12 protein-coding genes are annotated in these 10,950 nt (G+C 74.3%); 8 read left to right on the top strand and 4 right to left on the bottom strand.

Annotation, left to right across the window (positions count from 1 at the left end; translation table 11 throughout):
• Positions 1 to 8: 8 nt before the first annotated feature.
• Complete coding sequence (locus tag ACIQOV_RS10225; protein WP_401047044.1) at positions 9 to 632, bottom strand: MarR family winged helix-turn-helix transcriptional regulator; 624 nt, start codon at positions 630 to 632, stop codon at positions 9 to 11.
• 187 nt (positions 633 to 819) lie between these two features.
• Here ACIQOV_RS10225 and ACIQOV_RS10220 point away from each other — a divergent pair, with 187 nt between their 5' ends.
• The 7 genes from ACIQOV_RS10220 (at position 820) to ACIQOV_RS10190 (ending at position 7,474) form a co-directional block, all read left to right on the top strand.
• On the top strand, positions 820 to 2,019 hold the full coding sequence (locus ACIQOV_RS10220; protein WP_401047042.1) for a cytochrome P450: 1,200 nt from the start codon (positions 820 to 822) through the stop codon (positions 2,017 to 2,019).
• 94 nt (positions 2,020 to 2,113) lie between these two features.
• Positions 2,114 to 2,311 carry a ferredoxin gene (locus tag ACIQOV_RS10215; RefSeq protein WP_401047040.1) on the top strand — a complete coding sequence of 66 codons (198 nt, stop codon included), beginning with the start codon at positions 2,114 to 2,116 and terminating at the stop codon, positions 2,309 to 2,311.
• Positions 2,308 to 3,507, top strand: a complete 1,200-nt coding sequence (locus ACIQOV_RS10210; RefSeq protein ID WP_401047037.1) for an NAD(P)/FAD-dependent oxidoreductase — start codon at positions 2,308 to 2,310, stop codon at positions 3,505 to 3,507. Before ACIQOV_RS10215 ends, ACIQOV_RS10210 begins: the two co-directional genes overlap by 4 nt.
• A gap of 183 nt (positions 3,508 to 3,690) precedes the next feature.
• Positions 3,691 to 4,281 carry a hypothetical protein gene (locus ACIQOV_RS10205; protein ID WP_401047035.1) on the top strand — a complete coding sequence of 197 codons (591 nt, stop codon included), beginning with the start codon at positions 3,691 to 3,693 and terminating at the stop codon, positions 4,279 to 4,281.
• Positions 4,282 to 4,456: 175 nt separating this feature from the next.
• On the top strand, positions 4,457 to 6,319 hold the full coding sequence (locus ACIQOV_RS10200; protein ID WP_401047033.1) for an MFS transporter: 1,863 nt from the start codon (positions 4,457 to 4,459) through the stop codon (positions 6,317 to 6,319).
• A complete protein-coding gene (locus ACIQOV_RS10195) occupies positions 6,316 to 6,759 on the top strand; it encodes a MarR family winged helix-turn-helix transcriptional regulator (protein ID WP_380351521.1) in 444 nt (147 codons plus the stop codon). The genes ACIQOV_RS10200 and ACIQOV_RS10195 overlap by 4 nt, the downstream gene beginning before the upstream one ends.
• A gap of 67 nt (positions 6,760 to 6,826) precedes the next feature.
• The gene (locus ACIQOV_RS10190) at positions 6,827 to 7,474 is read left to right on the top strand and encodes a hypothetical protein (protein ID WP_401047029.1); all 648 of its coding nucleotides are present in this window, start codon (positions 6,827 to 6,829) and stop codon (positions 7,472 to 7,474) included.
• On the opposite strand, the gene ACIQOV_RS10185 is transcribed toward ACIQOV_RS10190, so the two are convergent.
• On the bottom strand, positions 7,432 to 8,625 hold the full coding sequence (locus ACIQOV_RS10185; protein WP_401047026.1) for an enoyl-[acyl-carrier-protein] reductase FabV: 1,194 nt from the start codon (positions 8,623 to 8,625) through the stop codon (positions 7,432 to 7,434). The genes ACIQOV_RS10190 and ACIQOV_RS10185 overlap by 43 nt on opposite strands.
• A 208-nt stretch (positions 8,626 to 8,833) precedes the next feature.
• Between ACIQOV_RS10185 and ACIQOV_RS10180 the strand changes: the two genes are divergently transcribed.
• On the top strand, positions 8,834 to 9,853 hold the full coding sequence (locus tag ACIQOV_RS10180) for an LD-carboxypeptidase (RefSeq protein WP_401047024.1): 1,020 nt from the start codon (positions 8,834 to 8,836) through the stop codon (positions 9,851 to 9,853).
• A gap of 49 nt (positions 9,854 to 9,902) precedes the next feature.
• Here the strand turns inward: ACIQOV_RS10180 and ACIQOV_RS10175 are convergent, their stop codons facing one another.
• Positions 9,903 to 10,460 carry a GNAT family N-acetyltransferase gene (locus ACIQOV_RS10175; RefSeq protein ID WP_401047022.1) on the bottom strand — a complete coding sequence of 186 codons (558 nt, stop codon included), beginning with the start codon at positions 10,458 to 10,460 and terminating at the stop codon, positions 9,903 to 9,905.
• Between the two features lie 78 nt (positions 10,461 to 10,538).
• On the bottom strand, positions 10,539 to 10,950 hold a 412-nt coding region (locus tag ACIQOV_RS10170; RefSeq protein WP_401047020.1), incomplete at its 5' end, for a hypothetical protein.

The raw sequence follows: 10,950 nt of genomic DNA, 5'->3' as shown, positions 1-10,950 counted from the left end.
CCCCCGGCTCAACCGCCTTGGTACGCGGCGGTTCTGGACCCCGTGGCCGGAGCCGGTGCGCCGGCGGCGCCGTCCGTCCGGTCCGGGAGCGGGTCGTCGTCGGCTCCGGTGGTGCGCACCCGGTGCACGTACCGGTCGATGAGGTGGCGCAGCACGGTGGCGGTGGTGACGACGTCCGCCTCGGGGACGCCGTCCAGCGCGTCGGCGAGCCCGATGATGTTGGCCTGTTTCAGACGGTCCAGCACGTCCCGCCCGCCGGGGGTGATGGCCACCTGGCGGGCCCGCCGGTCCTGGGCGTCCTGGCTGCGTTCCACCAGCTGCTGGCCCTGGAGGCGGTCGATCTGGCGGGTGACGTGGGAGGGTTTGACCATCAGGCGGTCGGCCAGGTCGCTCACCCGGCTGGCCTCCGCGCGCTCGGCGAGCGCGCGCAGCAGGTAGACGTCCGAGCGGGCGGCGGTGATGCCGGCCTTGGCGGTGCGGCGCTCGTGTTCCTGTGACCGTGTCAGCAGGTAGGCCAGGGTGGCCAGGACGTCCTCCAAGCCGTCCAGGCCGTCCAGGCCGTCCAGGCCGTCCGGGCTCTGTGGCCCGCGGGCGGTGGTCCGATCGTCTTCGGCGTCTTCTTCGTCCGACATGGGGGAACTGTAGCGATCCGGTTCGGGCGGCGGCCGGGGCCGGGAACCGTGGCCGGATTTCGGACAGATTCGGCCGGCGCCCGGCACGCCCTTCCGCCACCACGGAACGCGAGCTACCGTGACGTTCAGTTAGTTGCTTTCGGCACATAAATATGGCCCGGCTCAACTCCCGGAAGGGGATTCACTGATGGCCACCGCCGAGAAGACCCCGCGGTTCACCCACCCCGCCGCCCGCGGCACCTGCCCGTTCGCCCCGCCGCCCGCCTACGACCAGGCCCGGCAGGAGGAGCCGGTCGGCCGCGTCACCCTGTGGGACGGCTCCACCAGCTGGCTGGTCACCCGCCACGAGGACGTCAAGGCGGTCCTCTCCGACGCCCGGTTCAGCTCCGACTCCACCCGGCCCGGCTACCCGTTCATCAGCGCGGGCGCCCGGCAGCTGAACACCGGACGGCCGACCATCATCCGGATGGACGCCCCGGAGCACACCCACTTCCGCCGGATGCTGACCGGCGAGTTCATGATCAAGAAGGTCGAGGCGCTGCGCCCGGAGATCCAGCGGATCGCCGACGAGCTGCTGGACCGGATGACCGACGGACGCTCCGGCGCCGACCTCGTCCACGAGTTCGCCCTGCCGCTGCCGTCCCTGGTCATCTGCCTGCTGCTCGGCGTCCCCTACCAGGACCACGACTTCTTCCAGGAGTGCAGCCGCGTCCTGCTGCGCCGCGAGTCCAGCGCCGAGGACGTCGCCGACGCCCAGGCCAAGCTGGCCGACTACCTGGTCGGGCTCACCGAGACCAAGCGCACCCACCCCGACGACGGCATCCTCAGCCGCCTGGTGGAGCGCGGCGAGCTGAGCACCCAGCAGATCGGCGACATGGGCCGGCTGCTGCTGATCGCCGGACACGAGACCACGGCGAACATGACCGCGCTCTCCGTGCTCGCCCTGCTGCGCAACCCCGACCAGCTCGACCACCTGCGCGAGCACCCCGAGTCCGTGCCCGGCGCGGTCGAGGAGCTGCTGCGCTACCTGACCATCGTGCACTCCGGCGTGACCCGGGTCGCCACCGAGGACGTCGACCTGGCCGACGTGCGGATCGCGGCGGGCGAGGGCGTCATCTGCATGGTCAACACCGCCAACCGGGACGAGCGGGAGTTCCCCGGCGGCGACGAGCTCGACCTGACCCGCGACGCCCGCCGCCACCTGGCCTTCGGCTTCGGCAGCCACCAGTGCCTCGGACAGCCGCTCGCCCGCCTGGAGTTGCAGATCGCGCTGGCCACCATCCTGCGCAGACTGCCCGAACTGCGTCTGGCCGTACCGTTCGAGGAGGTCCGCTTCCGCGGCGAGATGCTCGTCTACGGCGTCCACGAGCTGCCGATCGCCTGGTGACCCGGGCTCCCCCGGGAGCCCCCACGACCCCGTCGACCCACCTGCCCCTACGCGGAGTTCACCTCCCCGGGGCACCCGCTCCGAAAGGAAGACCATGCTCGTCCGGATCGACCAGGAGAAGTGCTGCGGCGCCGGGCACTGCGTGCTCGCCGCCCCCGACGTCTTCGACCAGCGCGACGAGGACGGCATCGTCGTCCTGCTCGACGCCCAACCGCCCGCCGAGCTCCACCGGGCCGTCCAGGACGCCGCCGCCGTCTGCCCGGCCGCGGCGATCCACCTGGAGCAGGTGTGACCGCACTGCGGGAGGTGGCCGTGGTCGGCGCCGGCGCGGCCGGGCTGCACGCCGCCGAGGCGCTGCGCAGGTCCGGCTACGACGGCCGGCTCACCCTGATCGGCGCCGAGCCGGAGCCGCCGTACGACCGGCCGCCGCTGTCCAAGCACCTGCTCGGCGGGCAGTGGCAGCCCGACCGCCTGGCCCTGCGCGGCCCCGAGGCGCTGGACGGGCTCCGGCTCGACCTGCGCCTCGGGGTCCGGGCCGAGCGGCTGGACCGCCGGGAGCGCACCGTGCGGCTCTCCGACGGCCGGCGAGTGCGCTGCGAGGCCGTCGTCGTGGCCACCGGCGTCCGCCCGCGCCGGCTGCCCGGCGCCGACGCACCGCGGCCCGGGGCGCACGTGCTGCGCACCCTCGCCGACGCCCTCGCCCTGCGCGAGGAACTGCGGCCGGGCACAAGGCTGTTGGTGGTCGGCGGCGGACTGCTCGGCGCCGAGGCGGCGGCCACCGCCGTCGGGCTCGGCGCCGAGGTGACCTGGCTGGCCTCCACCGCCACGCCGCTCGCCGCCGTCCTGGGCACCGAGACGGCCGCGCTACTGGCCGGCCTGCACCGCGAGCACGGGGTGCGGCTCCACCGGGGCGTGGCCACCGGGCTGCTCGAACGGCGCGGCCGGGCCGCTGGCGTCCGGCTGGCCGACGGCACCGAACTGGCCGCCGACGCCGTGCTGATGGCCGTCGGCTCCGAGCCCGCCACCGAGTGGCTGGCCGGCAGCGGCGTCCCGCTGGACGACGGCGTGGTCTGCGACGCCTACTGCGCCGCCGGCCCCGGCGTCTGGGCGGCCGGGGACGCCGCCTCCTGGCCCGACCCGCGCACCGGCCGCCACCGGCGCCTCGAACAGCGCACCAACGCCACCGAGCAGGCCATGCACGCGGCCCGGAACCTGCTGGCCGGACCGGACGGCGTCCGGCAGGCCTACCGGCCGGTCCCGTACCTGTGGACCGACCAGTACGGACTGCGGGTGCAGGTGTTCGGCCGGCCCGGCGGCGCCGAACGGTTCGAGGTCGTCGACGGCAGCCTGGAGGAGCACCGCTTCGCCGCCGTCTGCGTCCGCGACGGCCTGGTCACCGGCGCGGTCGGGATCGCCTCCGCCAAGGCGCTGCGCGGGCTGCGCGCCCAGGTGGCGGCGCACGGCCCGTGGCCGCCCGAGCTGGCCTGAGCCCCGGTCCGGGCCGTCCCTGGACACGGGGAGGTTCCGCCCTGGGCACGGGCCCGGGTACGGTCCGCCGGCCGCTGCCGCCCGCCAACCGGGCGAGGCGGCGGGCGGACCGGCATGGTGCGGGGCCCCGGAGCGGCCGCCCCCCGAGACTGGTGGCCCGCATCCGGCCAGGGGAGCAAGCGCATGGACGACCGCAGCCGCCGAGCCGGCCCGGGGCCCGCTCCAACCCTCGCGGTGAGCCCCCGGGCCGGTGTCCTGGGCACCGCGCTGGCCGCCGTGCTCGCCTTCTCGCTCTCCTCCGGCTCGTGGCAGTGGTTCTCCACCTACCTCGGGCTGACCCTCCTCGCGGTGGTCCTCTCCTCCACCCGCCCGCCGGCCCGTGCGACGGACGCGGGAGCCGGCTACGCCCGGAGCCTGGCCGCCTACGCGCTGGTCATCGGCCTGACCGTGGCCCTCGCCCTGGCCCCCGCGATGCAGCGCTGGTCCTGGCTGTTCCCGATGCCCGGCACCCGCCGCGACTGCCCCCACCTGGGCGACTACGCGCGGCTGCAGGCGCAGGCCGCCCTCGGCGACCTCGCCGCCGGGGACGGCGTCGCGCTGGCCACCGCACAGGACCAGCAGGCCCGGCACGCCGTCGCCGACTGCCTGTCCGCCACCACCACGCTCTGGCTGCCGGTGTACGCACTGGCTGCGGCCCTGCTGGCCGTACTCCTCGTCCTGCTGCTGGACCGGGTCCGCGGCCGGCGGCAGCCGTCCGGGACGGCGGCGGGCTGACGGGCGGCGGCCGCGCGCGCCCACCTGCCTCCCGCCGTACCGCTCTCCCGCCGCTCCGCCGCCGGCGGTCTACCGATCGAACAGCCCTCGGACTATCGTTAGTTGGCGGAAGCTATCGAATTCCCACTCCGACCCGCCGGCCGGCCCCGGCCCGGTCGGCCGGCAGGAGGCAGCGGTGGCGACACGACTCTCCGGCGGCGGCAGGACCGGGCGGCCGCGCCCGGCCCGTACCGCCGTGGAACCGGATCACCCCCGGTACAAGTGGGTGGCCCTGTCCAACACCACGCTCGGCACCCTGATCGCCACCATCAACGCGTCGATCGTGCTGATCTCGCTGCCCGCGATCTTCAACGGCATCGGTCTGGACCCGCTCCGGCCGGGCAACGTCAGCTACCTGCTGTGGATGCTGATGGGCTACATGCTGGTCACCGCCGTCCTGGTGGTCACCCTCGGCAGGCTGGGCGACATCCACGGCCGGGTGCGGATCTACAACGCCGGTTTCCTGATCTTCACCCTCACCTCGGTGGCGCTCTCCCTCGATCCGCTGCACGGCGGGGCGGGCGCGCTCTGGCTGATCGGCTGGCGGGTGGTGCAGGCGGTCGGCGGCTCCATGCTGATGGCCAACTCGGCCGCGATCATCACCGACGCCTTCCCGGCCGACCGGCGCGGCACCGCGCTCGGCGTCAACATCGTCGCGGGCATCGCCGGATCCTTCATCGGCCTGGTCCTCGGCGGGCTGCTGGCCGAGTGGAACTGGCGCTCGATCTTCTGGGTCAATGTGCCGATCGGCCTGCTCGGCACGGTCTGGGCCTACCGGTCGCTGCGCGACACCGGCGTGCGCAGGCCCGCCCGGATCGACTGGTGGGGCAACGTCACCTTCGCCGTCGGCCTGACCGCCCTGCTCGCCGCCATCACCTACGGCATCCAGCCGTACGGCGGCCACACCATGGGCTGGACCAGCCCCTGGGTGCTGGCCGGGCTGTTCGGCGGGGTGGCGCTGCTGGCCGTCTTCTGCCTGGTCGAGTCCCGGACCGCCGAGCCGATGTTCCCGCTCTCGCTCTTCCGCGACCCGGTCTTCACGGGCGGCAACGCGGCCACCCTGCTGGGCTCGATCGCCCGCGGCGGGCTGCAGTTCATGCTGATCATCTGGCTCCAGGGCATCTGGCTGCCGCTGCACGGCTACGACTACGCCGACACCCCGCTGTGGGCCGGCATCTACCTCGTCCCGCTGACCGTCGGCTTTCTGGCCGCCGGACCGATCGCCGGCTACCTGTCGGACCGCGCCGGGGCCCGGCTCTTCGCCGCCGGCGGGCTGGTGGTGATGGCGTTCTCCTTCGCCGGGCTGCTCCTGCTGCCCACCGACTTCGGCTACCCGTGGTTCGCCCTGCTGGTGTTCCTCAACGGCTTGGGCGGAGGACTGTTCGCCGCCCCCAACACCTCGCTGATCATGTCGAGCGTGCCGGCCGCGGCCCGCGGCGCCGCCTCCGGCATGCGGGCCACCTTCCAGAACGCCGGCATGGTGCTGTCGATCGGCGTCTTCTTCTCCCTGATGGTGGCCGGTCTGGCCGGTTCGCTGCCGCACACCCTCACCGCCGGCCTGACCGCCCAGGGCGTGCCCGCCGCCGACGCCCGCAGCATCGCGTCGCTGCCGCCGGTGGGCACGCTGTTCGCGGCCTTCCTCGGCTACAACCCGATCCAGCAGCTCCTGGGCCCGCACGTGCTCGGCCAACTGCCGCCGGACAACGTCCGGACGCTGACCGGCCGGGAGTTCTTCCCGCAGCTGATCTCGGGGCCCTTCCACGACGGACTGGTGGTGGTGTTCTGGCTGGCGATCGCGATGTCGCTGGTCGCCGCGGCCGCCTCGCTGGTCCGCGGGCGGCCCCGGCCCGCCGCCGCGGCCCCCGATTCCGCAACGACTGCTTCCCCGGCTCCCGCCGCCGGGGCGACGGCCTGCGGGGCGACGGCCGCCGGGCCGCGAGCGGCGGCGGAGCCACCGGACACCGCTCCGCAGGCGCCGACGAAGGAGCACGGACCGTGAGCGCCGACGGTGACGGGCTCTCCGCCGAGTCCGTGGTCCGGCTCCGCCTGGCGATAGGCCGGCTCAACCGCCAGCTGGTCCGTGCCTCCGGGGACCAGGACCTCACCGCCGCCCAGCTCTCCGCCCTGGCCCGGGTGGAGCAGCACGGTCCGCTGCGGCTCGGCGAACTCGCCGCCCGCGAGGGCGTGGCGGTCCCGTCCATGGTCCGCACCGTCGCCCCGCTGGTCGCCGACGGCCTGGTCGCCAAGAGCCCCGACCCGCAGGACGGACGCTCCCAGCTGCTCGCCCCCACCCCGCTCGGGCTGGAGACCCTCTCCCGGATCCGCCGCGAGCGCACCGCCCTGCTGGCCCGGCGCAGCTCCCGGCTCACGCCCGAACAGTGCCGTGCGCTGGAGGCGGCCCTTCCGCTGCTGGAACTGCTCCTGGAGGAGCCCGGCTGATCCACCGCCGCCGACACGCCCCGGCCCGGGCAAGCACCCCCGGCCCGGCGGGTGGCAGGCTGGCGCGATGACTTCCGACCCCGCCGCCGCGCCCGCCGACTGGCACACCCCGCCCGAGCCGACACCGTTCCAGGGCGGCGAGGCCTTCCGGGGGGCGGACGCCGGGACGGTGCTGGAGTTCTGGCGCTACGCGATCCCCGACCTCCGGACGAACACCACCCGGGGCCTGTTGGCCGAGTTCCTGGTCCACCGGGCGGTGGGCGCGGTCCGGCGCAACGCGGAGTGGGAGAGCTTCGACGTCCTGGCGCCGGACGGGCTCAGGATCGAGGTGAAGACGAGCGCCTACCTCCAGGCCTGGGGTCAGCGCCGGCTGTCGGAGATCCGCTTCTCCCGGCTGCGCGGCCGCACCTGGTCGCCCGAGGACGGAGACGCGGCGGAGCAGTCCTACAACGCCGACGTCTACGTCTTCGCCCTCCACACCGCGCGCACCCACGACGACTACGACCCGCTGGACATCGGCCAGTGGGACTTCTACGTCGCGCCCCGCGCCCTCGTGGAGGCCACCGGGCAGGCCGGCCTGGGGCTGGCCTCCGTACGGCGGCTGTGCGGCGAACCCGTCGCCTACGAGCAGCTGCCGGAGCACATCAGGGCCGCCGTGGACGCACCGTCGGGTCACTCGGGCCAGGGCACCGAGGTCTCGACGCCGGTGGTGTAGTCGACGCCGGGGACGTCCCAGCCGTACAGCTGGCGGAACTGGTTGTAGAACCAGGCGGCGCCGTCCGGCTGGGCGGCCAGTGCGCCCGCCGGGTCGGCCCACAGCTCCCGCACCCGGTCCTGCACGGCGGGGTCGAGCTCCCAGCCGTCCAGGCGGATGCGGCCCTGCCCGTCCAGGGTGAGCTCCTTCGCGCCGGTCAGCTGCTCCCACAGGTCCACGGCCTGGTCGTCGGTGGTGCGCCAGCCGTCCTCGCCGAGGACGACGCGCAGCAGCGAGGTGTAGAGGGCGATGGAGGGGATGGCGGTGGACGCCTGGGTGACGGCCGCACCGGCGACGACGGTGAACGCCCGGCCGCGGTCGGCGAGCAGTTCGGTCTGCAGCTGACGGGCGGTGGTCTCCAGGTGCTCCTTGGCGGCGCCGATCGTGCCCTGCCGGTAGACCGGCGCGGTGATCTCGGAGCCGACGTAGGACAGGGCCACGGTGGTGAAGCCGGGGCCGAGCAGGTCCTCGTCGGCCAGCGCCCGCACCCACAGCCGCCAGTCCTCGCCGCCCATCACCTTGACGGTCGCCGCCCGCTCGGCCTCGTCGGCCGGGGTGAGCTCGACGGTGCCGATCCGCGGGGCGCCGTCCTCGAAGAGCAGGGACGGCGAGGTGTACGGCGAGCCGAGGGGCTTGATCACCGAGTGGTGGACCTCGCCGGTGGCCGGGTCGGTGCGCCGGGGCGAGGCGAGCGAGTAGACGAGGTAGTCGACCGGGCCGTAGCGCTCGGCGAGGAGCTTGAGCACCTCGGCGCGGGTGGCGTCCGCGTAGGCGTCGGCGTTGACGAAGGTGAAGTCTCCCCCGCTCCGCTCGGCCAGGGCCGAGGTCGCGGCGGTGCGGTACCAGCCGGCGGTGGCGGTGCGCCGCTCGGTGGCGGCGGCCTCGTAGCCGACGCCGATGCCGCGGATGCCCTGGCGGCGCAGCCCGGCGAGCAGCAGCGCCTGGCCGTATCCGGCGCTGGCACCGAGGACCAGGGCGACCGGGGACCGGCCGGTCGGCGCCGCGGGCGCGATGCGCTGCCACTGGCGGTCGACGGTCGCCGCGCTGCCGGCCGGGTGGGAGTTGACGATCAGGTAGCCCCGCTGCTTGGGGGTGATCTGCTGGATGCTCACGTGCTGGCGCCCTCTCCGATCCGGAGATCGTGATCAAGGTGTCGGTCGTCCGGAGCCTATCCGCGCCGGGGGGCGCCGCCTTTGCCATGCCGTCACGGAAGATGCGGCCTCCACTTGTCGGAGGTCGTCCTTGCGGCGGTGCCCCGCTTCGGCTAGAAGCTCGGCAAAATCGCGTGCACCTGCCCGTGGCACCGGAGACACTGCCGCCATGACTGGTTCCGCACTGCCGCAACTGCTTCGACCGCGTGCCCTGGGGCCCGGAGATCTCGTGGTCATCGCATCGCTGTCCGGTCCGCTGCCGGCCGCTTACGAGCCCAACGTCGAGCGGACGGTGGTCGTGCTCGAACGGATGGGATTCCGCGTGCGTCGGGCTCCGCTCCTCGAAGCGGGACGCCGCCGTTGGTGGAGCGCGGCCACGCCGGCGGAGATCGCCGGGGAGCTCAACGGTCTTCTGCGTGATCCCGAGGTGCGCGCGATCGTCGCGAGTGACGGCGGCCAGACGGCGCTCGGCTACCTCGACCTGATCGACGTCGAGGCGGTCAGGGCCGACCCCAAGCCGATCCTCGGCTACAGCGACATCTCGCTGCTGCATCTGGTGCTCCACGCGCGCACGGGGCTGGTCGGGTTCCACGCCGACATGGCCGTCCCGGGCTTCGGCGGCCACTGGCAGTCCGTGTCCGCGGCGCGCCGGGCGGAACTCGAGAAGCTCTACTCCGGGTTGCTGACCGGCACCGAGGCGATCGGTGCGCTGCCCGCGAGCCCGTCGTGGGAGTGCTGGCGTCCCGGTCGCGCCGAAGGGCGGCTGATCGGCGGGCTGATCAATCGCATCGTGCTGGCGCAGGCGACGCCTTTCGCGCTGCCGCTCGAACGGTTCGACGGTGCGGTGCTGTTCTGGGAGGAGATGGGCGGCCTGGCGTCGTACGTGTGGAGCTATCTGCAGGTGCTGCGACACAGCGGCATCCTCGATCGGATCGCCGGCATGGTCGTGGGCGTTCCGCGCGAGATCGGCGGACTCGAACCCGGCGCGTCCCCGACGCTGCGCGAGATCGTCCTCGACGTCCTCGGGGACCGTGACATCCCGGTCCTGGGCAACGTCGATTTCGGGCATGCCGGCCCGAATCTGCCGATGCCGGTCGGCATCCGTGTCGGCCTCGACGCACAGCAGCGGACGCTGTCGCTGCTCGAACCGGCGGTAGCGCCGCACGCGACGACGGGGCCGGTCGGCTGAGCACCGCGGCTCGGTGAGCCGGCCCCGGGCAGCACCCCCGGGGGCCGACTCACGCTCCGGTGGCGTCCTGGGGGCGGTTCAGCCGCCAGACCACGGCGGTCCCGCTGCCGGCCGGGGCGAGCGGCAGCGCGGCCGGCTCCCGCCGGAGTTCGGTGAAGCCCAGGCGGCGCGGGACGGCGGCACTGGCGGTGTTGGCCCGGTCGTGCACGATCTCCAGGTGGTCCACCTCCGGCAGGGCGAACATCTCCTCGGCCAGGGCCGCCACCGCCCGGGTGGCGAGGCCCCGGCCGGTGGCGGCCGGGTGCAGCCAGTAGCCGACGCGCCGGCTGCCGGGCCCGTCCGCGCGGACGGCCTGGCACATGCCGACCGGGGCGCCGTCCTCGGTGATCGCGTAGGTGTACACCTCGCCGCTCGCCCACCAGGTGTCGCACCGGGTGAGCAGGGCGCGGGTGTGCTCCTCGTCGTGCCGGGCCACCCACGGCTCCCAGGGCCGCAGGTGCGCCAGGGACTCCTCGATCAGCGTGAAGGCCGCCGCGAAGTCCCGTTGTCCCTGCCAGCGCCGCAGCGCGAAGGACCCGCAGTCGACGACGTTCCTCGGTCGCACCATGCCGGCCATGATCCTTTCCCGCACGGTTCGCCGCAACCGTCCGCCGCCAACTGCCCTGCGGTGCGCGCCCGGTGGGCGTCAGTGTCCGCCCCGGGGTTCCTCGCAGCCGCGGCCGTCCGGGTAGCCGGCGAACGCCTCCGCCCTGGTGGAGTCGGGGATCATCGTCCCGGTCAGGCACATCCCGGTGGCCTCGACGGTGAAGCCGACCGTGGTCCGCCCGATGCCCTGCACCCGCACCTTGTCCGCCGGGTAGCCGAGGCCGGTGAGCCGGAGGCGGGCGCTCTCCGGGGTGTAGTCGTTGGCCGTGCGCAGCGGTTCGAGCGCCTCCTTGACGCGCTGGACGGCCGCCAGTCCGTCGCAGCGGCTCCGGCCGCGCAGTTGGAGGGGCGCCTTGAAGCCGTGGTTCTCGGCGTAGTGGTCGAGCGGTGGCGCGGGCGCGGCGGTGGGGCTCCCCGTACGGGTGGGTGTCGGGGTCGGGGTCGGGGTCTCG

Source organism: Kitasatospora sp. NPDC091257 (genome assembly GCF_044757675.1).
GTDB lineage: Bacteria > Actinomycetota > Actinomycetes > Streptomycetales > Streptomycetaceae > Kitasatospora > Kitasatospora lactacystinica.
This window is presented reverse-complemented; position numbering and strand designations above follow the sequence as displayed.

What these genes read in the sequence shown, in the direction of transcription:
- ACIQOV_RS10225 (WP_401047044.1), bottom strand. Translation starts at nt 632, where the DNA reads ATGTCGGACGAAGAAGACGCCGAAGACGATCGGACCACCGCCCGCGGG.
- ACIQOV_RS10220 (WP_401047042.1), top strand. Translation starts at nt 820, where the DNA reads ATGGCCACCGCCGAGAAGACCCCGCGGTTCACCCACCCCGCCGCCCGC.
- ACIQOV_RS10215 (WP_401047040.1), top strand. Translation starts at nt 2,114, where the DNA reads ATGCTCGTCCGGATCGACCAGGAGAAGTGCTGCGGCGCCGGGCACTGC.
- ACIQOV_RS10205 (WP_401047035.1), top strand. Translation starts at nt 3,691, where the DNA reads ATGGACGACCGCAGCCGCCGAGCCGGCCCGGGGCCCGCTCCAACCCTC.
- ACIQOV_RS10190 (WP_401047029.1), top strand. Translation starts at nt 6,827, where the DNA reads ATGACTTCCGACCCCGCCGCCGCGCCCGCCGACTGGCACACCCCGCCC.
- ACIQOV_RS10180 (WP_401047024.1), top strand. Translation starts at nt 8,834, where the DNA reads ATGACTGGTTCCGCACTGCCGCAACTGCTTCGACCGCGTGCCCTGGGG.
- ACIQOV_RS10175 (WP_401047022.1), bottom strand. Translation starts at nt 10,460, where the DNA reads ATGGTGCGACCGAGGAACGTCGTCGACTGCGGGTCCTTCGCGCTGCGG.